The sequence below is a fragment of the Herbaspirillum lusitanum genome (assembly GCF_046025995.1).
GTDB lineage: Bacteria > Pseudomonadota > Gammaproteobacteria > Burkholderiales > Burkholderiaceae_D > Herbaspirillum > Herbaspirillum lusitanum_A.
The window spans coordinates 94536-116190 of record NZ_JAQQFM010000013.1; the positions used below are offsets into that span (position 1 = coordinate 94536).

A 21655-nucleotide genomic window follows, 5' to 3' on the forward strand; every position below is an offset into this window, starting at 1 on the left:
GTGCAGAAAGGGAAGATCATGACTATCCGCATCCGCATCCGCATCAAACATGTCGTCGCCGCCACCCTCGGACTGGTGGCCGCCGCCTCCGTCCTGGCTCAGTCCACCATCAAGATCGGCGAGATCAACAGCTACAAGGCCCAGCCGGCTTTCCTCGAGCCCTATCGCCACGGCTGGGAAATGGCGCTGGAAGAAATCAATGCCGCAGGCGGCGTACTCGGCAAAAAGCTGGAAGTCATCTCACGCGACGACAACGGCAATCCGGGCGACTCCGTGCGCGTAGCCGAAGAACTGGCCACGCGTGAACAGGTGACGCTGATGTTCGGCGGCTTTCTCTCCAATACCGGTCTGGCGCTGACCGACTACGCCAAGCAGCGCAAGATTTTCTTCCTCGCGGCCGAGCCGCTGACCGACAAGATCGTCTGGCAGAACGGCAACAAGTACACCTATCGTCTGCGCCCCTCCACCTATATGCTGGTGGCGATGCTGGTCGATGAAGCCGCCAAGCTGAAGAAGAAGCGCTGGGCGCTGGTCTACCCCAACTACGAATACGGTCAGTCGGCCGTCGCCACCTTCAAGAAGCTGATGAAGGAACGGCAGCCGGACATCGAGTTCGTGGCCGAACAGGCGCCGCCGCTGGGCAAGATCGACGCCGGCTCGGTGACGCAGGCGCTGGCCGACGCCAAGCCTGACGCCATCTTCAATGCGCTGTTCGGCGCCGACCTCGGCAAGTTCGTGCGTGACGGCAATACCCGTGGCCTGTTCGAGGGCCGCGAGGTGGCGTCGCTGCTGACCGGCGAGCCGGAATATCTGGATCCGCTGAAGGCTGAAGCACCTGCCAACTGGATCGTCACCGGCTACCCGTGGTACGCCATCGAGACGCCCGAGCACAAGAAGTTCGTGGAAGCCTATCGCAAGAAATTCAACACCTATCCACGCAACGGCTCGCTGGTCGGCTATGCCGCCCTGATGTCGATCGCCGCCGGCCTGAAGAAGGCGGGCTCGACCGATACCGAGAAACTGGCAGCAGCGTTTTCCGGCCTGAAGCTGGATACGCCGGTGGGCCCGATCACCTACCGCACGCAGGACAACCAGTCCACGCTGGGTGCGTACGTCGGTCGCACCGCGGTCAAGGACGGCAAGGGCGTGATGAGCAACTTCATCTATGTCGATGGCGCCACCGTGCAGCTGCCCGATGCGGAAGTCAAGAAACTGCGTCCGGCCAACTGATCGCAGCACTACCTGTCCCGCGCCGTATGCCGTATGCCGTCCGCCGGCCATCGGCATCGCCCTCGCGCCGGCGCGGGACTTCAGAGGAAACAGCATGACTCTATCCAGTTTGATTGTGCAATTGATCAACGGCCTGGCCGATGCATCGACCATGTTTCTGGTCGCTGCCGGCCTGTCGCTGATCTTCGGCGTCACGCGCATCGTCAATTTTGCGCATGGCTCTTTTTACATGGTGGGCATCTACGTGGTGTATTCGCTGGTCAACCTGATCGGCGCCAGCGGCATCGGTTTCTGGTCCAGCGTGCTGTTGTCGGCGCTGGCGGTGGCCTTGCTGGGGGCGGTCGTCGAGATCGTGATCCTGCGCCGCATCTATCGCGCGCCCGAACTGTTCCAGCTGCTGGCGACTTTCGCGCTGGTGCTGGTGTTCAAGGACGCTGCGCTTTATCTGTGGGGCGCGGAAGATCTGTTCGGCCCGCGTGCGCCCGGTCTGGGCGGTTCGGTGGAACTGCTCGGCCGCCGTCTGCCGCAATACGATCTGGTGCTGATCGCCATCGGCCCGCTGGTGCTGGGCATCCTGTGGCTGGTGCTGAACAAGACCCGCTGGGGCACCCTGATCCGCGCCGCCACTCAGGACCGTGAAATGGTCGGCGCGCTGGGCATCAACCAGTCCTGGTTATTCACCGGGGTGTTCGCGCTGGGCTGCTTTCTGGCCGGCCTCGGCGGCGCCCTGCAAGGCCCGCGCATTCCCGCCAATCTGGCGCTGGATCTGGAGACCATCGGCAACGCCTTCGTGGTGGTGGTGGTCGGCGGCATGGGATCGATCTCGGGCGCTTTTCTGGCGGCCTTGCTGATCGCCGAGATCAAGGCGCTGTGCGTGGCGGTCGGCCAGGTGTCGGTGCTGGGCATCGACGTCTCGCTGTCCAAGCTGACGCTGGTGGTGGAGTTTCTGGTGATGGCATTCATTCTGGTGGTGCGTCCGTGGGGCCTGCTGGGCAAACCGCAGGCCGCGTCGCGCGCCAGCGGCCAGCCGGAAGCGCCGCTGGCGCCGGCCGGACCCGGCGTGCGCAAGCTGGCCTGGGCGGCGCTGGTGCTGCTGCTGGCGGTGCCGCTGCTGTCGCACAGCTTTCCTTACCTGACCGTGCTGCTGGTGGAAATTTTCATCGCCGTGCTGTTCGCGGCCAGCCTGCATTTCATCATGGGGCCGGGCGGCATGCATTCCTTCGGACACGCTGCCTATTTCGGTCTGGGCGCGTATGCGGCCGCCTTGCTGGTGGTCAAGCTGCATCTGCCGATGGAGCTGGCGATGGTGATCGGTCCGCTGGTGGCCGGGCTCGGCGCACTGCTGTTCGGCTGGTTCTGCGTGCGCCTGTCGGGCGTTTATCTGGCCATGCTGACGCTGGCCTTTGCGCAGATCGTGTGGGCCATCATCTATCAATGGGACGAGGTCACCGGCGGCAGCAACGGTCTGGTCGGAGTGTGGCCGGCCGCCTGGCTGTCGTCACCGCTGGCCTACTACTATCTGGCGCTGGGCTGTGCGGTCATCGGCCTGCTGCTGTTGCGCCGCGTGCTGTTCTCGCCGTTCGGCTACGCCATGCGCGCCGGCCGCGATTCGGCGCTGCGGGCGGATGCCGTCGGCATCAACGTCAAGCACATGCAGTGGATGGCGTTTTCGCTGGCGGGCGTATTCTGCGGCGCAGCCGGCGTGCTGTTCGCGTTCTCCAAGGGCAGCATTTCGCCCGAGGCGATCAGCGTCGGACGCTCGGTCGACGGTCTGGTGATGGTCATGCTGGGCGGCTTGCAGACCTTGCTGGGGCCGGTGGTCGGCGCTTCGGCGTTCACCTGGCTGCAGGACGTGATCTCGCGCGAGACCGACTACTGGCGCGCCATCCTCGGCCTGACCATTCTGGCTTTGGTGCTGCTGTTCCCCGCAGGCATCGCCGGCTATTTCCAACGCTTCATCCGCGACGGCGGCGCGCGCAAGGGCGCCAAGGTCGGCATTAGCAAGGAGGCGGCATGAGTCTGCTCACGGTCAACAACATCAGCAAGTCCTTCGGCGGCAACAAGGCGGTCAACGGCGTGTCCTTCGATCTGCCGGCCGGCCAGTTGCTGGCGCTGCTGGGCCCGAATGGCGCCGGCAAATCAACCTGCTTCAACATCCTCAACGGCCAGTACCGCCCGGAAACCGGCTCGATCACCTTCGACGGCCACGATATCTCCGGCATGAAACCGCGCGACATCTGGCGTCTGGGCGTGGGCCGCACCTTTCAGATTTCCGCCACCTTCAGTTCCATGACGGTGCTGGAGAACGTGCAGATGGCGCTGCTGTCGCGCGAGCGCAAGCTGTTCGGGCTGTGGAAGCCGGCGCCGTCCTATTTCAGGGAGGAGGCCATGGACCTGCTCGAGCAGGTCGGCATGGCGGCGCAGGCTGAGCGTGCCTGCGGCGTGCTGGCCTATGGCGACGTCAAGCGCGTGGAGCTGGCGGTGGCGCTGTCCAACAAGCCGCGCCTGCTGCTGATGGATGAGCCCACCGCCGGCATGGCGCCCAAGGAGCGCAACGCACTCATGGCGCTGACCAAGAAACTGGTGCTAGAGAAAAACATGTCGGTGCTCTTCACCGAACACAGCATGGACGTGGTGTTCGCCTTCGCCGATCGCATGATCGTGCTGGCGCGCGGCCAGTTGATCGCCGAGGGTGACGGCGAGACCATTCGCAACCATCCCAAGGTGCAGGAAGTGTATTTCGGCAGCGGCAAAACATTCGAAAAAGAAGGGGAGGCATCGTGAGCGCAAGCACGCAACAGCAAGGCGAGGCGCTGCTGAAGGTCAGCGGCCTCAATGCCTTTTACGGACGCGCCCACATCTTGTTCGACGTCGCGCTGGAAGTAGGGCGCGGCGAGGTGGTGGCCTTGATGGGGCGCAACGGCGCCGGCAAATCGACCACCATGAAATCCATCATGGGCCTGCTGGACCGGGCGCAGGGCAAGGTCGAGTTCCGCGGCAGCGACATCAGCCGGGCCAAGCCTTTCCAGATTTCACGCATGGGCATGGGTTTCGTGCCCGAAGACCGGCGCGTGTTTGCCGACCTGTCGGTGATGGAAAACCTGGAAGTCGGTCGCCAGCCGGCACGCGAAGGCGCGGTCGAGTGGACCCCGGACAAACTGTTCAAGCTCTTTCCCAATCTGGGCGAAATGCCCGATCGCCCGGGCGGGCAGATGAGCGGCGGCGAGCAGCAGATGCTGACGGTCTCGCGCACCCTGATGGGCAATCCCTATCTGGTGCTGCTGGATGAACCATCCGAGGGCGTGGCGCCAGTCATCGTGGAGCAGATGGCCAACATGATCATGACCTTGAAGCGCGAAGGCATGGCCATCCTGCTGTCGGAACAGAACTTGCATTTCGCAGAACTGGTCAGCGACCGCGCTTATGTGCTGGAAAACGGACACATCCGTTATCAGGGCAGCATGGCGCAGCTGGCCGCCGACGAGGAGGTGCGCCGCAACTATCTCTCGGTGTGAATCTCATCAAGGGAATGCGGCAGAGACAGGCATGAAACAAGCGTAAAGGGGAGGCAAGCATGGACAGCGTCGATCTTGATGTGTTGAAGCGCAGCCGGCTGTGGCTGGCCGAGGGGCGCCGGGTCTTGCTGGTGACGGTGGTGCGCACTTGGGGCTCGTCGCCGCGGCCGGTGGGCGCGATGCTGGCCATCCGCGATGACGGCATCGTGGCGGGCTCGGTCTCGGGCGGTTGCATCGAGGACGATCTGATCGACGGCGTGCGCAAGGCCGGCATCGCTTACGGCGCGCCGGCCTGTCTTTCCTATGGCATCGACGCCGATCAGGCGCACCGTTTTGGCTTGCCTTGCGGAGGCACCATCGAACTGGTGGCCGAAGCCTTGTCGGCGGCCAGCCGCATCGGCGAGCTGCTGGGCATGATCACCGGCGGCGCATTGGTGCGCCGCGTGCTGTGCATGGAAAGCGGCCGCGTCACGCTGGAGCCGGCAGACTCCGGCGCCATGCTGCGTTTCGACGGCAAGCGGCTGGAGAGCGTGCACGGGCCGCGTTACCGGCTGCTGGTGATCGGCGGCGGCCAGCTCTCGCGCTACCTGTGCCAGATGGCGCTGGGGCTGGATTTTCAGGTCACCGTGTGCGATCCGCGCAGCGAATACATGGACGAGTGGAACTTGCCCGGCGTTACGCTGGTGCGCACCATGCCCGACGACACCGTGGACGCCATGCAGCCCGATCCATGCAGCGCCGTGCTGGCCGTGACGCACGACCCCAAGCTCGATGATCTGGCGCTGATGCAGGCGCTCAGGACCCCGGCCTTTTATGTCGGCGCGTTGGGTTCGCGCAAGAACAATCACGCCCGACGCGAACGGCTGCGCTTGTTTGATGTGAGCGAAGAAGAACTCCGGCGGCTGCGCGGGCCGGTCGGAATTTTCATTGGCAGCAAGACGCCGGCGGAAATCGCGATTTCCATCATGGCCGAGATTGTTGCGGTGCGTAACGGCATCGTCATCCCTCAGATTTGGGGCGTGGACGGCGCCAAATCCGCCCGCGCCGCAGGCTCTGCCCAGAACTTCACAGAGGGCTGCGCGGTCCGCCGCGCCTAGCGCCGGGCGTGTCCGTGCGGAATATCTTCAGATGGCCGCAACAAACAATGTGTACGCTTTAAATATCACCATTGTCGACATTCAAGACCAGAATTGCCGGGCAGCCCTGAAACGCGCACCAAACTGGATTTCAATCCCTGTTTCAGGTCATTATCTGCACTGCGATGCAGCATGAAAATTCTCTGAAACAAACATCTATTCTTTAAAATATATAGCGTGTACACTGTATTTTAATCGGCGGCGCCACATGCTTTTTCAGATCCCGGCAGGGGCATGAAGGGGCCGGTGGATTGTCAAGCGCAGACCGCGTCGCCGTGTGGTCTTCCCAATTTCGCAAGGAGAAAATAGTGTCCAAGTCCCCCCGTATCGCCGTTGTCGGCGCCGGCCTGGGCGGTGCGGCAACCGCCGCTTTACTGCTCCAGGAAGGATTCAACGTCCACGTCTATGAGCAGGCGTCCGGTTTTTCGCGCCTGGGCGCCGGCATCCATGTCGGGCCTAACGTGATGAAGGTGCTGCGTCGTATCGGCATCGAAGATGAAATGAACCGTCAGGGTTCGCGCCCCGACTTCTGGTACAGCCGCCACTGGGAAACCGGCGACGTGCTGGCGCAGATTCCGCTGGGCGACTATGCCGTCAAAAATTACGGCGCGTCTTATCTGACCGTGCATCGCGGCGATTTCCACGAGCTGCTGATCAAGGCCTTGCCCAGCGAAGCAGTGAGCTTCGGCAAATGCCTGACCAAGGTGGTAGATCGCGGCAACGACGTGCTGCTGAGTTTCTCCGACGGCACGACCGAAGAAGTCGATATCGTGATCGGCGCCGACGGCGTGAATTCGCAGATTCGCGAAGAACTGCTGGGCGTCGAACCGCCCAAGTACGCCGGCTATCTGGCGCACCGCGCCGTGTTCCGCACCCCGGAACTCAAGGCCGGCATGTTGCCCTTCGATGCCTGCGTCAAGTGGTGGAGCGATGATCGCCACATGATGACGTATTTCGTCACCAGCAAGGCCGACGAGCTGTACTACGTGACCGGCGTGCCGGTCGAGAAATGGGATCTGAACGACCGCTGGCTGCCATCGAGCAAGGAAGAAATGCGCGAGACCTTCCGCGGCTGGCATCCGACCGTGCAGGCGCTGGTGGACGCCACCGTGGAAGTGACCAAATGGTCGCTGCTGGAACGCGATCCGCTGCCGCTGTGGAGCCGTGGCCGTCTGGTGCTGCTGGGCGATGCCTGCCACCCGATGAAGCCGCACATGGCGCAGGGCGCGGCGATGGCCATCGAAGACGGCGCCATGCTGGCACGTTGCTTCAAGGAAGTGGGCGCGCACAATCACAGCGAGGCGTTTGCCTTGTACGAAGCCAATCGTGCCGAACGCGCCAGCAAGGTCCAGCGCATTTCGCACGAAAACACCTGGCTGCTCACTAACGAAGATCCGTCCTGGTGCTTCGGCTACGACGTGTTCAACGTGCCGCTGGTGTCACCCGGCAAGGCCGCTGCCTGAAGCACGGTTGGCAATAAAGGGAGCGCCCGCCGACACGGTGCTGCTCCGGCAGGCCGGTGCCACTGCAGTCCTGAGTGGCCCGGCTTTTGCATCAGTCCGACGCAGGCTGCCATCGGGCCAGATGCCGACGCAGTACTCTAGGGCGCGGCAGCAACGCAAGACGTATGCATGACGCGTGCAAGAAGCATGTAAAACTAGGCGCGCGGCGCCGATACAAGAATTCAAGCTGTTTGAATGAATATTTAGGAGATATGTATGTCCACACTACCCGCGACGGTGGAAAAAGGGCTTCAGGCCGCAGGTGTAGGGAAATTCCAGTACCGGCTGTTCGTCATCTTCGGCCTGGTGTGGCTGGCGGATGCGATGCAGGTGCTGTCGATCGGCTTTACGGCGCCGTCGATTTCCAAAACCTTTGGCCTGACCGTGCCGCAGGCGCTGCAAAGCGGCACCATGTTTTTCGTCGGCATGCTGATCGGCGCCTTCGTCTTCGGCCGTCTGGCGGACCGCATCGGCCGTCGCCCGGTGCTGATGACTGCGGTGGTGATCGACGCCTGTTTCGGCGTGGCGTCAGCCTTCGCTCCTGATTTCACCTGGCTGCTGGCGCTGCGCCTGCTGACCGGCATCGGCGTAGGCGGCACCCTGCCGGTGGACTACACCATGATGGCCGAATTCCTGCCCTGCGCAAAACGCGGTCGCTGGCTGGTGATGCTGGAATCCTTCTGGGCCATCGGCACCATTTTCCTGGCGGTGCTGGCGCTGGTGGCGGTGAGCTGGGGCGATGACGCCTGGCGCGTGATCTTCTTCGTCACCGGTCTGCCGGCGCTGGTCGGCGTGGTGCTGCGCTTTTACGTGCCTGAATCGCCCATGTACCTCAACCGCAGCGGCAAGTCGGAAGAAGCGCGCAAGGTGCTGGAACGCGTGGCCAAGGTCAATGGCAGCAAGGTCGAGATCCCGAGACTGCAGCCGGAAGTGGTCGAACGCAAGCCCATGAGCGCCTTGTTCTCGGCCACCTTGCGCCGCCGCAGCCTGTCGCTGTACGTGGCGTGGGCGCTGATCTCGATTGCCTACTACGGCGTGTTCGTCTACCTGCCGGTGAAGCTGGGTTCGGAAGGCTTCGGCTTCATGCGCGGCCAGATTTTCCTGATCTTCCTGGCGCTGGTGCAATTGCCGGGCTATGCATTGTCGGCCTACGGTGTGGAACGCTGGGGTCGCAAGCCGACGCTGGTGGGCTTCCTGCTGTTGTCCGCTGCGGGCTGCATGCTCTACAGCCTGGGCAGCACGCCGGTGCTGGTGATCGGTTCGACGCTGCTGCTGAGCTTTTCCCTGCTCGGCACCTGGGCTGCACTCTACGCCTTCACGCCGGAGGTCTATCCCACCGATCTGCGCGCCAGCGGCATGGGAACAGCCGGTGCGGTGGCACGCTTCGGTGGCCTGTTCGCACCGACCATCGTCGCACCGGTGATGGCCAGCCACTTCACGCTGTCGCTGGTGATGCTGTCCAGCTTCCTGGTGGCAGGCGCCATCGCCATTCTTTGCGTCGACGTGGAGTCGCGCAACCGCGCCCTGGAATAATCACCGAAATAGCGCCAGGCCATGAGGAATCGCTCCTCATGCCGACGCCAACAGCCAACAACCAAGCGGGCTCCCCGATACGATCGGAGAGCCCGTTTTTTCTTTGCAGCCAGCGCAAACCGAAGCGATCAGTTTCCCAGAACCCAGGCTTGGGCATTGGGATAATTCACCTCCAGCTTCTTGCTGGCGCCGCTCACCTGCTTGAACAGCAGCACAAAGGTATGCGTTCCGGGGCCGACGTCGAAAACCGTTGTGCCATCAAGCGGCTGGCGGTCATATTGATAATGCAAGGCCGTCGAGACCTCCGGCGATCCGACATTGATGCGCTTGATGATTCTTGGCTCCTGGCCATCCAGCGACACCATGGCGCGGATGGAGCAAGGGCAGCCTTCGGCCGACTCCGAGCTGATCGCGCTGGAAAACTGAAACAGAACCTTGGCATCCTTGCCTGTCGTGAGCTTGAGCTTGCTCACTTCCACCGGTTCTGTGCCGCGCACGAAAGTCGTCACATGGGAGCTGGTCGTGTTCGCGTAATCGAAGCTGCCTTCGGCGCCGGCAGTCGCCGCGCAAGCCAGACCGATCAATGCCGTGCAGAGATGGATGCTGAATTTTTTCATATTGAATTTCATTGTTCGCTATCAGGTGGCCGAAAGAACATGGGACATCGGGCATTCGCCGTGTAGCGGTACACAGCGAATGCGTATGGAAAGTGCGAGGTGCAAGGATGCGCGGGGCGCTTCAGACGTAGAAGCGCTGCGGACGAAACTCCTGCAGCTGGCGCGTCTCCACGCCGTCCAGCACTTCGATGGCCAGCAACTGGCCGATCACTGGCGCCGAGGTCATGCCGCTGTGCATGGCGGCGACGTGCACGTTGCGATACTTCCGGCCTTTACCCATGATGGGATATTCATCCCTGGGCATGACGCGGTAGCCCAGCGTCATGTAATCCAGTTCGATTCCACGCGTCTGCGGAAGATATTGGGTGACCACCTCAAGCAGCTTGGCGCCAAGTTCTGCCGTGGCCTCCGCCGAGCCCGTGTCGCCGAAATTGGAGCCGGTGACAATACGGCCGTCCGGATTTTGCTTGATGTCTGCGCCGGCGGGCATCAGCACCTGATGGACCAGCGGCGGCATCGGCTTGCTATGGGCAAGAATTCCCTTCGAGGTTCGCAGCGGAACCGGGATTCCCGCCTGCGCACCCAAACGGGTCGTGTCGTTGCCGGCGGCAATCACGACATGGTCGGCCACGAAAGAGCCTTTGTCGGTCGTCACACCAGTCGCGACATCACCCTTGAAGTCAATATTCCTGACGTTGGCCTTTTCAAGTCTGACGCCTGCCTTGATCCCGGCCTGAACCAAAGCCAGAGTAGCTGCCACCGGGTCGAGCGTGCCGTCGATGGTGGAGTACCATCCACCGCCGTAGTCGCCGGCATTGATGCCAGGCACCAGACGCTGCAGATCGTCCTTCGAGATGTTTTCAATCGGATAGCCCCAGGGCTGATGAACCGCCGTCGTGTAGTTCAGCTTGTCGATCTGTTTCTGATCAAAGCCGCACCATGAAATCCCGCCGCCCCACTGAATTTGCAGCGAAGCACCGATTTCTACCTGAAGCCGGCGCCACCCCAGAATGCCTTCGTAGTTCAGCGCGTAGTAGGAGTAAGGCGTCTTGTTGTTGGCGTTGATCCAGGCGAAGGAATTTTTCGTCGTGCCGGAGGCCGGCGCGTCCTTTTCTATCAGCGTGACATCAGCGCCGCGCCTCGCCAGGTGATAGGCAATCGAGGCCCCCATGACGCCGCTGCCGACGACAATAACCTTATCTTTGGTACGCGCAGCCGTGCTGATGCCGGGCACCATGCCAATCAGAGGCACGGCAAAAAATGGGAAAAATTCACGACGTTTCATGTTCACATCCTGAGTAGAGTTGAAAGAGAGGGATGTGCACCGTCCTGCCTTGAGCCAGGCGGTGCTCCAATTTCCGAGGGGAAGACCAGCGGTGGCTTACTGTTGCTTGAGCGCTTCTTTGATGTCGCCGATCATGTCGTACTGAGGGCCCACCCATTTGCGCGAGAGGCGGTCGATCGTGCCGTCTGCAATCATGTCGGCGATGGCCTTGTTGACTGCGCTCTTGAGTGCCGGCTGTCCTTTCACCATGCCGGCGGCGGACAGCTGGAAGGTCAGCGGTTTGCCGACTTCCTTGATGGGGAGCTTGTTGACGGTGGCGTACTTCATGCCGCCGAAGTGGGAGACGATGACCGCATCGATGCGGCCGTTGGCCAGATCGTTGAACACGAAGCCGCCATTGTCGTAGGTGCGGATGTCGGATTCCTTCAGATTGGCGCGGGCCCAGGTTTCATTGCTGGAACCGGTGGTCACGCCGACCCGCTTTGCCTTGAGATCGGTTTTTTCCTTGATGTCGCTGTTCGCATTGAGGACGAAGATGCGGAATTCTTCAACGCCGTAGGGTGCAGAAAAGTCGATCTGTTTTTCGCGTTCGGGGGTCGGCGTCACATCATTCATGACCAGGTCGTACTTGCCGACCTTCAGGCCGTCCACGAAGTTTTTGAAGCTGTCTGCCACGAACACCACCTTGGCCACGCCAATGCGGCGCGCCACTTCCTTGGCGACTTCAACGTCATAGCCAGCGACTTGCAGTTTGTCGTCCAGCAGGCTCCAGGGCGGGCTGCTTTGCGTGTTGGCGACGCGAATGACGCCGGTGGCGCGGGCATTCGCGAGAATGTCGGCCGGAATGATTTGCGCGTCGGCGGCGTAAGCCACGCAGCCTAGAACGGCGGCACAGGCAATGCTACGGACCAGATGATGTAATTTCATGACTCCCTCGTTTTTAACAGAATGGTTTGAAAGTGAAGCTATTCTGCAAGCTCAGGGAGGCATGAACAATCACAGGCGCTTTCTTGCTTGATAAGCCAGGCTTATAGACTTTGCACTTTTCCTGCCCGGTCTGATGCAGTGCCGCACCAATCTTGAGCGAGCACGAAAGTGATCCGGATCGGCGCGGTTCAGGCGGATAAAGGGCTGGCGCTGGTGTACAGGATTTTTCCTGCCGGCGGAATGCTGATTTGCCCATTATTCGGGCGCAGCGCACAAATTGGTGCGCGGCATCATCCGGCTTAAATATTTCCCGCCTTCTGATACAGAATCTGACGCAGCGAACTCATGTCCGACTCCATCTGAATCCGCATCACGCGGAGCAATTCCTTGGCGTTTTCCGACAGCGGAATGCCGGGCCGGAACACCAGCAGGGCGGTGAAGCCGACCGCGTTTTCCATCGGCTTCAGTTTCAGTCCACGTGTGACATAGTCCAGCGCCAGAATCGGGTGCGCCATTCCCATGCCGACGCCGCGCAGCGCGAATTCGCACACCGAGTTGGAATAGGGCGTCTCCAGAATCGGACGCAGAATCTTGCCGTCCAGCACCAGCGATTGTTCCAGCCTTCGCCGGCTTGCGTCTTCAGGATTGAGAGCAATAAAGGGATGCTCCATCAGATCGTCGGAGCTGATGGTGGGCTTGCCGGCCAAGGGGTGCTTGTCGTTCATCACGATGACGCCGGGCACGCTCATGAACTGGGAATGCTCAAGGCCGGACACCGAGAGTTCATCGGCCATCAGGCCGAAATCCAGCTGGCCGGCGCTGACCTGCTGATGCACTTCACGCGAGCTCATGATCTGGAATGACATCTGAACCCGGCGCGTGTCGAGCCCGAACGCCGCAATGGCGCGCGGCATGAATCCGGTGCCGAGCGCCGGGAAGGAGGCAATCGCAAGACGTCCCAGGCCGAACGAGCGCAGGCTGCGGATGCGGTGTTCGATCATCTCGAAACCGGCAAAGCAGCGGTCTACTTCAACGATCAGCGCCAGCGCCTCCTGGGTAGGCACCAGCCGCCCTCTGGTCCGCTCGAACAGGCGCAGCTCGGACGAGGTCTCCAGCTTGCGTATGGACTGGCTGATCGCAGGCTGGGAGACGTTCAGAAGTGTGGCCGCCTTGCTGGTGGTTCCTGCGCGCATGACGGCACGAAAAACCTGGATATCACGCATGTCCATATATAACTTGTGCTTATAGAGTTAGAGCTGCTCGCTGTTGATGGGGAGTACGGCGTTACGGATACTTGCATCCATCGCCCTTTTTTAGATTATCAAAAATACTCGTATGAGCACGAACAAAGAACATCAGCCTTTTGGCAGCTTATCACCGGCCGTGATGCGCGCATCGACGGTGGTTTTCAATTCCCTGGAAGATTTTGTTCAGCGCAAGCAGCGCCAGCCGGACGGTTTCAGCTATGGCGTCACCGGCACCCCGACCGCGCGCCTGCTGGAGCAACGCATCGCTGCGCTGGAAGGCGGCCGGCACTGTGTGATCACGCCCTCCGGTGCTGCAGCGCTGATGACGACCGTCATGGGCTTCGTCCGTGGCGGCGATCATCTGCTGATGTCGGCCGCATGCTATGGCTCGCTCAAGACCTTCGGCGAGAAGTGGCTGGCGCGCATGGGTGTCGAGCTGGAGCTCTATCAACCGTCCATCGGCGCGGAAATCGAGTCGCTTATCAAATCGAATACCAGAATGATCTGCATGGAAGCACCGGGCACGGTCACCATGGAAATGCAGGATATTCCTGCCATCGCGAAGGTGGCAAAACAGCGCGGCGTATTGACCATGCTGGACAACACATGGGCCAGCCCGCTGGGCTTCAAGCCCCTGGAACATGGCGTTGATTTCAGCATCGAGGCCGCGACCAAATTCTTCAGCGGGCATTCCGACGTGCTCATGGGCAGCATCAGCATGAACAGCCACGAACACTACGATATCTTGCGCGAGACCCAAAGCATCCTCGGGCAGCAGGTCAGCCCGGATGATTGCTTTCTGGTCCTGCGCGGCATGGAAACCCTGCAATTGCGCGTGCAGGCCCAGAGCGAATCCACCCTCAAGGTCGCGCGCCATCTTTCGCAGCATCCGCTGGTGGATCGTGTGCTTTACCCGCCGCTGGAGAGCGACCCGGGGCACGCCATCTGGAAGCGCGACTTCAGCACCAACGGCTGCCTCTTTTCCCTGATCCTGAAGCCGGCGCCGGAGCGCGCCTTCCATGCATTCTTCGATACGCTGCAACACTTCGTGATCGGCGCGAGCTGGGGCGGCGTTCATAGTCTGGCGGCGTATTACCCGGCTGCCTTGCAGGCAAACCGTCCGTTTCCTGCCACGGATCAGCCGGTGGTGCGCATGTCGATCGGTCTGGAAAATACCGAGCTGCTGCTGGCCGATCTGGATCAGGCGCTGGTGGCCTACGGCAAGGCGCTGACGGCAAACTGAAGGGCTTGCCGAGTTCGACTTCTTAGTGCGACTTCTTAGTTCGACTCGTTAAGTGCTGCTCATGAAGTCCGACTAGTTGATTTGCTTGTTGATGTTCTTTTACGGCCGGCTGCATGCCGGCCGAATATAGAAGAGTAGAAGGGGGAAACATGTTTGAACTGTTTATGAAGGCGCTACCCTTGTTGGAAAAGGCAGTGCTCATCACACTCGGGCTGGGGCTGGGCTCCTTCGTGCTCGGCTCCATGCTGGGCATGCTGGTCGCATTGGCCCGCCTGTCTTCCATCCGGGCCTTGCGGTGGCTGGCATTTGCCTATGTCTCTATCTTTCGCGGCACACCGCTGCTGATACAGATCTTGCTGATCTATTTCGGTTTGCCCAACTACGGCATCACCATCGATCCCATACCGGCGGCCTTGCTGGCCTTGACCTTGTTCGCAGCCGCCTATCTGAGCGAGAACTTCCGCTCCGGCATCAACGCGGTGGACCGAGGCCAGTGGGAAGCGGCCTGGGCCATGGGCATGAGCTACCCGAAAACGCTAAGCCGGGTCATCCTGCCGCAGGCGCTGCGCATTGCCATTCCGCCCGTCGGCAGCCGTCTCATCGCCTTGATGAAAGACACCTCGCTGGCCTCGACCGTGACCGTGGTGGAACTGACGCGGGTCGCCGATCAGATCGGTGCGACTACCTTTCGCTACATGGAAATGTTCATCATGGTCGGCTCCATCTACTGGTTCATCAATCAGATCCTGACCATCCTGCAGACCTGGCTTGAAGAAAAATTATCGAGGCGCTACCAATGAAGAATCTGTCGCAATGCACGGTCCGCGTTCGCGGACTCGCCAAGGCCTTTGGCGCAAATCAGGTCTTGCGCAACGTCAGTCTGGAAGTCGCCAAAGGCGAGGTGGTCGTCATCATGGGGCCATCGGGTTCGGGCAAGACCACCTTCATCCGCTCACTCAACCTGCTCGAAATGCCGGACCGCGGCAGCATTGAAATCTGCGGTATTGAACTGGCCGAGCCGGCAACATTGGCCGGTGTGGAACTGCGCCGGAAAACGCTGCAGATACGTCACGCAACGGCCATGGTATTTCAGTCCTTCAACCTGTTTCCGCACATGACTGCGCTGCAAAACGTCATTGAAGGCTTGCTGTCGGTCAAGGGCGTTGCCAAAGTCGTCGCCCGCGAACGCGGTCTGGCATTGCTGGGCAAGGTCGGGCTGCTGGAAAAGGCCGATGCCTATCCGGGAAAACTCTCCGGCGGCCAGAAGCAGCGGGTTGCCATTGCACGGGCTTTGGCCATGGATCCTGAAGTCATTCTTTTCGACGAACCAACCTCGGCCCTTGACCCGGAATTGCGCGACGACGTGCTGGGCGTCATGCGAGATCTGGCGCAAGAGGGAATGACCATGCTGGTCGTCACGCACGAAACAAAATTCGCGCGTGAGGTTGCCGATCGCATTATCTTCATGGAGGGCGGACACGTCATTGAAGACACCGTGCCTGAACAGTTCTTCGGTGCTCAGGCCAGCGAGCGCAGCAAACAGTTTCTGGGCCGCCTGACGGAATGATCACGGGCGGACCGCGATTCCCGGTTTCGTCTCGTACGCTGTTCTTGCAGTCTTTTCCCGCGCGCTCTTCTGATTGGCATCTCGCTGCCTTAGTGGCGAGATGGCGGCAGGCAAGGCCCGCGCAATCGCTGCGCCGGCAGGCCGTCTCAAGCTGCGTATTCAACTGTGCGAAATCCTGCTGGACGAGCGGCCGGGGAAAATCTCATCCCCTTTGCCCGGATGATCGCGGAAGAGATCCATCGCTACCAGCCGGCCGAGTGGGGTCGGCCACTTGCGGCAGCAGGTCTCGCTGCTGCCTGGCGCGTTTTTTCGCGCGATGATGAACTCAGGCAGCAAGCGCACGAATGCGTGTGGCCCCGGAATCATTGCGCTCAGGTGAAAAGAAAAAAGCCCTGCGCGGCCAGCACAGGGCAAAGGACGTCCGGGGACGCCCGGGATCAGCAAACCAACTTGCTGAGAGGGTGCCGCGCGTTCAGCGCGGCGAAAGACGTCGTCCCAAGCGCATCAGACCTGCATTGCAGCCGAGCGCGAAGGTGGTCAGCAGCAGCGCTACCGCCATGATGGTGCGCATATCCCCCAGATTCATGGCGTTGGTCAGCAAGAAACCAAGGCCGCGCTGGGAGGCGAACATTTCTCCGATCAGCACGCCCAGCAGCGTCAGCGAAAATGCCAGACGCAGACCGACCGCGATCTCCGGCAGGATGGCCGGCAGCACGATGTGCAGAATCGACTGGCGCCGCGTCAGACGCATCGACTGTCCGGCCCGCAGCAGCACCGGGCGCATCTGGCGGATGGCATTCATGGTGAACACCATGATGGGGATGATGCCGTGCATCACACCGAACGCCACCTTGGCCGACAGGCCCAGGCCGAACACCAGCAGCACCAAGGGGTAGAGCGTGACCTTGGGGATGGCGTAGACGTTGAGCAGGATTGGTTCCGCGACGTCGCGCGCCAGGCGGTTGACGCCCAGCAGCAGTCCGGCCGCAAGCCCGCCGACCAGTCCGATGGCCAGCGCATAGATCAGCGCCTTGGCGGTCTCCAGCGTGTGCGACCAGAAGTCGCCGGTCTGCATCAGCGCCACCAGCGTGGTCACGGCCTGCGCGGGCGAGGCCAGGGCATCGCCGCCTATCATCCAGTGCAGCGCCTGCCAGGCTCCGGCCAGGGCCAGAGCGAGAAAGACGTAGAGCGTCTGCGGTTTCATATCGCTTGTATTGTTCATGTCGGCTCCGGTCAGCGGCGCAGCTTGGCTTGCAGGCGGCGGTCCAGCGCATTGAGAAGGATGTTGACGACGGTCACCGTCACCAGCACGAGAAACATCAGGGCGTACATGTCATCGTTTTCGAAGTTGTTGTAGGCGTAGCCGATGGCATAACCCACGCCCGAGCCCGACAGAATGAACTCGGATGCGATCACGCCGATAAAGGCATACGCCACCACCAGCTTGACCCCGGTGAACAGATAAGGAAGCGCCGCCGGCAGCTTGACCCGCACCGCCGATTGCCAGGGCGTCAGCCGCAATACCAAGGCAGTCTTGCGCAGCGAAGCCGGGATGCGATCCAGACCGTTGAGTGTGGCCGTGATCATGGTGACGACCGCCAGCAGCACCGCGATGGCGATGATGGGCGCGGCGCCCACCCCGAACAGGACGATGAATACCGGATAGAAAATGAAGGTCGGCACTGCGTAATAACTGGCCAGCAAGGGCTCCAGCGCGGTACGCAAGGTCGGCAGGGCATGCACTGCCAGGCCGACGATGAATCCCAGCACCACCGCCAGCAACGTGGCGGCGCCGATGTTGCCCAGGCTGATGGCGATGTCCTTGTCGAACTTGCCGTTCTGGAGAATCTCCCAGGCATGCCGCGCCATCGCCGAAGGCGCGATCATGGTGGTGGCCGTGATCACCCCGGTGCGGCACAACAGTTCGATAGCGCCTATCAGCACCACGACCACCAGGATGCGCAATAAGCTCTCGATGCCATGGCCGCCGGCCTGCCGGCCAGCGCCGGATGCAGCTGCGCCGTCAGCCATGCTGCCCCCCCATGACCTTGAGCGACTCGACGCGCAGTTTTTCCCACAGGCGCGCATTGACTTCGCCGAAGCGCGGAGTGGATACCACGCGGCTGTCGCGGTCGCGCTCCCAGCCGGTTTCGACGATGTCGATGAACAACCCCGGGCGCGACGACATCACGCCGACCCGATCCGACAGCATGGCGGCCTCATCCAGCGCGTGGGTGATCAGCAGAATGGTGGCATTGGTTTCGCGCCACAGACGCAGCAGTTCGTCGCCCATCAGCAGACGCGTTTGCTGGTCGAGCGCGCCGAAGGGCTCATCCAGCAGAATCAGGCGCGGCTGCTGCACCAGCGTTCGCGCGATGCACACACGTTGGCGCATGCCGCCTGAAAGCTGGGCAGGGAAGGCCGAGGCGAAATCCTTGAGCCCCATGAACGCCAGCGCGTAATCGACCCGGCGTTTGATCTCGGCGCCATCCATGCCGCGCATGCGCAGCGTGAAGGAAATGTTGTCGCGCACATTGAGCCAGGGAAACGAGGCGTCTTCCTGAAACACCACGCCGACGCCATCCGGCACGCCCTTGACCTCGCGGTTCTCGAACTGCACAGTGCCGTCCGATGGACGCGCCAGGCCGGAGAGCGTGTCGAGCAAGGTCGACTTGCCACAGCCCGAGGGACCGACCACCGAAAAGAACTCTCCCTTGTACAAGGTCAGGTCGATCGGACCCAGCGCATGGAAAACCTCCGTGCCGCCATTTTTCTTGAACTTGCGGGTGACGCCATGCAGAATCGCGTGAGCCTGCCTCTGTCCGGCCAAGGGCTCGCGGCCACTTTCCTGCGGCGCCTTGCGCGCCGCTGCGTCATATGCCAACACGGTATTTCCCATCTCCATCGAATTCTCCCTCACAGCTTGCTTTTCACCTTGACGGACGCCGGCAACATGCTGCTGTCGATCAGCTTGCTCCAGTCCACGTTTTCCTTGATCTCGCCGATCAGCTTAAGGCCATCAACCATGCGTTCCAGTTCGGCCTGCTCGAAGTCGCCATCGCTCCACATGCGCGCGCGGACCATGTTGTCCACGGCTTCACGCGCCACTTCCGGAGTCAGCTTGAAACTGGTTTCCAGCAACGCGGCGGCAGCGGCCGGATCACGGTATACCGCCTGCACGCCCTGGCGTCGTCCTTCGATGATGGAGCGAATCACTTCAGGATGTGCCTTGGCGAAGGCGCGCGTAGTGATGCCCACCGAAGTGGTCATCGGCTGCAAGGCTTCGGAGGCGCTATACACGGTGCGGTACTTGTCCTTGCGCACAATGGACAGCGGCTCGATCAGCACGGCTGCCGCGACCGAACCCTGCTCCAGCATGGTCAGCCCGTTGACGTAACCGCCGGAGGCGATGCGCTGCACCTGCGAGGCATCCACACCCTTGGCCTTGAGCACCATCAGCAACAGCATTTCGGACACGCCCTTGGGCGAGGTGATGGCGACCTTCTTGCCCGCCAGATCGGCCACGCTCTTGACGGCGGAGCCGGGCATGGTCACCGCCGAAGCTTCCGCCACGCTGCGCGTGCCGGTGTTGACGATCACCACATCCAGACCCTGACGCTGGGCGGCGAGCGCCGCCGACACGGCGACTTCACCGTAGGGCAGTTTGCTGGCCAGAATATTGCGCACGGTCGTACCGCCACCGCCGGAAGTGAGGATGCCGGTAATGTCCGCACCGGCCCGCTTGAAGTAGCCTTGCTGGATCGCCACCGCATAGGGCAGGCCGTACAGGCTGGTGCCCCATTGGGTCACGGATATTTCCTCGGCGCTGGACGAGGAGGGGAGGGCTGCCGTAAAGGACAGCGCAGCAGTAAGACACATCACAGCTCGCAGATTCTTGCAAAAGATTCTCATGATTTCCTCGATACGTTGTGGGCACTGCAGTGGTTGCTCGCTTCGATCCTCCTGTCCGTTCTGGCAAGTCGCATACCTGCGAGCATTCAGAGGTGTCAATGCAAACGATGTGCCAACCTTAGATATCAATCAAAAAATCTTAAAAAAGTGCATTTACTACGAGGCCATTATAGTTAGATATCTTAGATGTGTGAATTATTTCAGCGAATTTCTACATGCCGGAGTTACCTTCTTTCGTGGTGCAAAGCGGCATCCGGAATGTCACTTGACGGTGCATGCGCACAGTCATGGGGCGTCACGCAGGCATCATGGAGGCATTAATGCAATGCAGCGACGGACCGCTTATCCCATACCCGAAGTCAGTCGACCGACCTCCTGAGTCGACGGCATGCGCTGGCCCAGTTCAATGGCTTCGAGCTCGTCGCGATTCAGATTGATGGACATCGCGACCAGCACCTTGCGCGTGATTTCAAGTTCATCTTCCGTGATACCGGCCAGGCTGATGTCATTCACTTGCTCGGCCAGCGGCACCAGCTTTTTCTTCAGGGCACGGCCTTGCTTGCTGAGGAAGACGTGCACTTTTTTCTTATCGCCCGGCAAGTGCGTGCGCTCGACGTAGCCTATGCTCTCCAGCGATTTGAGCGCGGTGGCGGTGGTTGCTTCACTCACGCCGGCGCGCTCCGCGAGATCGCGCTGCGACAGTCCGTCGCTTTCCCACAACACGCGCAGAATGGTCCAGTGGCCATAGCTCACCGAGTGCGGCGCCAGCCGTATCTGCAGGCTGCGGATGAAGGCGCGCGCAGCATCTTTTACCAAGTGGGCGACGCGCTCACCGGCCAGCGCATCCAGCGCTTCGGCGAGCTCCTCGTTGTCGTCTGTCTCGGCAGCCAGGCTGCCCGATTTGGGATTGGTCATCGTCATTGTTTTATAAGAAATCTAAGGTAACGTAATGATACCCATATTGTAGGCGAGCACATTTCCGATGACAGATTGGCCTGCATCTTGCATAATCGTAGATATCGAAGAATAATTTGGGTATGCGGATGCCTTCAGCCAATGTCATTGACGAAGTCGTGTTGTCCAGCTGGTCCGAGTTCGCTGCGGCGAGCGACCAGCTGGACGGCTGGGTATTTCGTGGCCAGGCGGATCAGTCGTGGCCGCTGGTCAGTTCGCTGACGCGGCATCTCGCGCGCTACTGCCCGGATCCATCCTTATGGCCCTTGCGGGAAGACAGGGCGATCAGAGTGTTTCGTCGCAAGGCGCACGTGTTCCTGCAAGACGCTTCGGTGCTGGAAGACGACCTGCGCTGCCTAGCGCTGATGCAGCACCACGGAGCGCCGACGCGGCTGGTGGATTTCACCAAGTCGCCGTTCGTGGCGGCATTCTTTGCCTTGCAGCAGCTGCGTGCTGATTCGGCTGCAGTGTTCGCTTTGAACACGCCGGCCTTGTGGAAGGTGGCTCCCCGTTTCGACGCCGCACTCAATCGCGAAGCCATCGATCTGCGCAAGCCGGGCAGCTACCAGAAATACTTTGCAGGCAACAGCTTGCCGCTGGTCTGGTTCGGCGAACCCAATCAGATGGATGCAAGGCTGGTGGCGCAATCCGGGATTCTGGTGGTCCCCGGAAAGCTGGAAGCGCCGCTCGACCTGCTGTTAGGCGAATACGAATCGGATGAGCCGCTGATCCGAAAATTCATCTTGCCGGCGAGCGTGCGGGGAGAAGCGCTGCGCGCCCTGTACCGGATGAACATCACGGCCGCCACGCTGTTTCCCGATCTGGACGGCCTGGCGCGTTCGATCGACTACGAACTCGAAACGGTCTGGGAGCAGCTCATCGTCGACTACCGGTCGCGCCCGACCAAAACCTGATTCCACGGAGAACAACCCATGCCGCACGGACCTTGATCAGCAGCGCGAAATTTCGTCTCAATATAGTTCGATA

Annotated in this window: 20 protein-coding genes; 11 read left to right on the forward strand and 9 right to left on the reverse strand. The window is 61.2% G+C overall.

From position 1 onward, the window contains the following. The first annotated feature begins 18 nt into the window (after positions 1-18). The 7 genes from PQR62_RS23565 (at position 19) to PQR62_RS23595 (ending at position 8916) form a co-directional block, all read left to right on the forward strand. Positions 19-1230, forward strand: a complete 1212-nt coding sequence (locus PQR62_RS23565; protein WP_408160509.1) for an ABC transporter substrate-binding protein — start codon at positions 19-21, stop codon at positions 1228-1230. 94 nt (positions 1231-1324) lie between these two features. Further along, positions 1325-3247, forward strand: a complete 1923-nt coding sequence (locus PQR62_RS23570; protein ID WP_408160510.1) for an ABC transporter permease — start codon at positions 1325-1327, stop codon at positions 3245-3247. After that, positions 3244-4014 carry an ABC transporter ATP-binding protein gene (locus PQR62_RS23575; protein WP_408160511.1) on the forward strand — a complete coding sequence of 257 codons (771 nt, stop codon included), beginning with the start codon at positions 3244-3246 and terminating at the stop codon, positions 4012-4014. The genes PQR62_RS23570 and PQR62_RS23575 overlap by 4 nt, the downstream gene beginning before the upstream one ends. After that, on the forward strand, positions 4011-4745 hold the full coding sequence (locus tag PQR62_RS23580) for an ABC transporter ATP-binding protein (protein ID WP_408160512.1): 735 nt from the start codon (positions 4011-4013) through the stop codon (positions 4743-4745). Before PQR62_RS23575 ends, PQR62_RS23580 begins: the two co-directional genes overlap by 4 nt. Before the next feature lie 59 nt (positions 4746-4804). After that, complete coding sequence (locus PQR62_RS23585) at positions 4805-5842, forward strand: XdhC family protein (RefSeq protein ID WP_408160513.1); 1038 nt, start codon at positions 4805-4807, stop codon at positions 5840-5842. Between the two features lie 347 nt (positions 5843-6189). After that, positions 6190-7344, forward strand: a complete 1155-nt coding sequence (locus tag PQR62_RS23590; protein WP_408160514.1) for an FAD-dependent oxidoreductase — start codon at positions 6190-6192, stop codon at positions 7342-7344. A gap of 255 nt (positions 7345-7599) precedes the next feature. Continuing rightward, positions 7600-8916 (forward strand): MFS transporter, encoded by a 1317-nt coding sequence (locus PQR62_RS23595; RefSeq protein WP_408160515.1) that lies wholly within the window; start codon positions 7600-7602, stop codon positions 8914-8916. 128 nt (positions 8917-9044) lie between these two features. Here the strand turns inward: PQR62_RS23595 and PQR62_RS23600 are convergent, their stop codons facing one another. The 4 genes from PQR62_RS23600 to PQR62_RS23615 form a co-directional block, all read right to left on the reverse strand. Beyond that, positions 9045-9533 (reverse strand): hypothetical protein, encoded by a 489-nt coding sequence (locus PQR62_RS23600; protein ID WP_408160516.1) that lies wholly within the window; start codon positions 9531-9533, stop codon positions 9045-9047. A 121-nt stretch (positions 9534-9654) separates the two neighbouring features. Further along, positions 9655-10818, reverse strand: coding sequence for an NAD(P)/FAD-dependent oxidoreductase (locus tag PQR62_RS23605; protein ID WP_408160517.1), 1164 nt, complete (start codon positions 10816-10818; stop codon positions 9655-9657). Between the two features lie 96 nt (positions 10819-10914). Then, entirely contained in the window at positions 10915-11745 is an 831-nt protein-coding gene (locus PQR62_RS23610) for a transporter substrate-binding domain-containing protein (RefSeq protein WP_408160518.1), read from the reverse strand. 299 nt (positions 11746-12044) lie between these two features. Further along, on the reverse strand, positions 12045-12974 hold the full coding sequence (locus PQR62_RS23615) for a LysR substrate-binding domain-containing protein (RefSeq protein ID WP_408160519.1): 930 nt from the start codon (positions 12972-12974) through the stop codon (positions 12045-12047). Between the two features lie 106 nt (positions 12975-13080). Between PQR62_RS23615 and metC the strand changes: the two genes are divergently transcribed. From metC to PQR62_RS23630, 3 genes are all read left to right on the forward strand, one after another. Continuing rightward, complete coding sequence (gene metC / locus PQR62_RS23620; RefSeq protein ID WP_408160520.1) at positions 13081-14235, forward strand: cystathionine beta-lyase; 1155 nt, start codon at positions 13081-13083, stop codon at positions 14233-14235. Positions 14236-14384: 149 nt separating this feature from the next. Beyond that, positions 14385-15035 carry an amino acid ABC transporter permease gene (locus PQR62_RS23625; protein ID WP_408160521.1) on the forward strand — a complete coding sequence of 217 codons (651 nt, stop codon included), beginning with the start codon at positions 14385-14387 and terminating at the stop codon, positions 15033-15035. Continuing rightward, positions 15032-15802 (forward strand): amino acid ABC transporter ATP-binding protein, encoded by a 771-nt coding sequence (locus tag PQR62_RS23630; protein ID WP_408160522.1) that lies wholly within the window; start codon positions 15032-15034, stop codon positions 15800-15802. Before PQR62_RS23625 ends, PQR62_RS23630 begins: the two co-directional genes overlap by 4 nt. A gap of 472 nt (positions 15803-16274) precedes the next feature. Here PQR62_RS23630 and PQR62_RS23635 read toward each other — a convergent pair whose 3' ends face one another. The 5 genes from PQR62_RS23635 to PQR62_RS23655 form a co-directional block, all read right to left on the reverse strand. Continuing rightward, complete coding sequence (locus tag PQR62_RS23635; RefSeq protein WP_408160523.1) at positions 16275-17024, reverse strand: ABC transporter permease; 750 nt, start codon at positions 17022-17024, stop codon at positions 16275-16277. An 11-nt stretch (positions 17025-17035) separates the two neighbouring features. After that, positions 17036-17833, reverse strand: coding sequence for an ABC transporter permease (locus PQR62_RS23640; protein ID WP_408160524.1), 798 nt, complete (start codon positions 17831-17833; stop codon positions 17036-17038). Continuing rightward, positions 17826-18689 (reverse strand): ABC transporter ATP-binding protein, encoded by an 864-nt coding sequence (locus PQR62_RS23645; protein ID WP_408160525.1) that lies wholly within the window; start codon positions 18687-18689, stop codon positions 17826-17828. The genes PQR62_RS23640 and PQR62_RS23645 overlap by 8 nt, the downstream gene beginning before the upstream one ends. 29 nt (positions 18690-18718) lie before the next feature. Continuing rightward, a complete protein-coding gene (locus PQR62_RS23650; protein ID WP_408160526.1) occupies positions 18719-19612 on the reverse strand; it encodes an ABC transporter substrate-binding protein in 894 nt (297 codons plus the stop codon). Positions 19613-20056: 444 nt separating this feature from the next. Then, positions 20057-20629 carry a MarR family winged helix-turn-helix transcriptional regulator gene (locus PQR62_RS23655; protein WP_408160527.1) on the reverse strand — a complete coding sequence of 191 codons (573 nt, stop codon included), beginning with the start codon at positions 20627-20629 and terminating at the stop codon, positions 20057-20059. Positions 20630-20757: 128 nt separating this feature from the next. Here PQR62_RS23655 and PQR62_RS23660 point away from each other — a divergent pair, with 128 nt between their 5' ends. After that, entirely contained in the window at positions 20758-21582 is an 825-nt protein-coding gene (locus tag PQR62_RS23660) for an FRG domain-containing protein (protein WP_408160528.1), read from the forward strand. Positions 21583-21655 lie beyond the last annotated feature (73 nt).

Excerpts from the sequence above, each read along its gene's own strand:
- PQR62_RS23565 (WP_408160509.1), top strand. The coding sequence starts at position 19 with ATGACTATCCGCATCCGCATCCGCATCAAACATGTCGTCGCCGCCACC.
- PQR62_RS23570 (WP_408160510.1), top strand. The coding sequence starts at position 1,325 with ATGACTCTATCCAGTTTGATTGTGCAATTGATCAACGGCCTGGCCGAT.
- PQR62_RS23575 (WP_408160511.1), top strand. The coding sequence starts at position 3,244 with ATGAGTCTGCTCACGGTCAACAACATCAGCAAGTCCTTCGGCGGCAAC.
- PQR62_RS23585 (WP_408160513.1), top strand. The coding sequence starts at position 4,805 with ATGGACAGCGTCGATCTTGATGTGTTGAAGCGCAGCCGGCTGTGGCTG.
- PQR62_RS23595 (WP_408160515.1), top strand. The coding sequence starts at position 7,600 with ATGTCCACACTACCCGCGACGGTGGAAAAAGGGCTTCAGGCCGCAGGT.
- PQR62_RS23600 (WP_408160516.1), bottom strand. The coding sequence starts at position 9,533 with ATGAAAAAATTCAGCATCCATCTCTGCACGGCATTGATCGGTCTGGCT.
- PQR62_RS23605 (WP_408160517.1), bottom strand. The coding sequence starts at position 10,818 with ATGAAACGTCGTGAATTTTTCCCATTTTTTGCCGTGCCTCTGATTGGC.
- PQR62_RS23610 (WP_408160518.1), bottom strand. The coding sequence starts at position 11,745 with ATGAAATTACATCATCTGGTCCGTAGCATTGCCTGTGCCGCCGTTCTA.
- PQR62_RS23615 (WP_408160519.1), bottom strand. The coding sequence starts at position 12,974 with ATGGACATGCGTGATATCCAGGTTTTTCGTGCCGTCATGCGCGCAGGA.
- metC (WP_408160520.1), top strand. The coding sequence starts at position 13,081 with ATGAGCACGAACAAAGAACATCAGCCTTTTGGCAGCTTATCACCGGCC.
- PQR62_RS23625 (WP_408160521.1), top strand. The coding sequence starts at position 14,385 with ATGTTTGAACTGTTTATGAAGGCGCTACCCTTGTTGGAAAAGGCAGTG.
- PQR62_RS23630 (WP_408160522.1), top strand. The coding sequence starts at position 15,032 with ATGAAGAATCTGTCGCAATGCACGGTCCGCGTTCGCGGACTCGCCAAG.
- PQR62_RS23635 (WP_408160523.1), bottom strand. The coding sequence starts at position 17,024 with ATGAACAATACAAGCGATATGAAACCGCAGACGCTCTACGTCTTTCTC.
- PQR62_RS23640 (WP_408160524.1), bottom strand. The coding sequence starts at position 17,833 with ATGGCTGACGGCGCAGCTGCATCCGGCGCTGGCCGGCAGGCCGGCGGC.
- PQR62_RS23655 (WP_408160527.1), bottom strand. The coding sequence starts at position 20,629 with ATGACCAATCCCAAATCGGGCAGCCTGGCTGCCGAGACAGACGACAAC.
- PQR62_RS23660 (WP_408160528.1), top strand. The coding sequence starts at position 20,758 with ATGCCTTCAGCCAATGTCATTGACGAAGTCGTGTTGTCCAGCTGGTCC.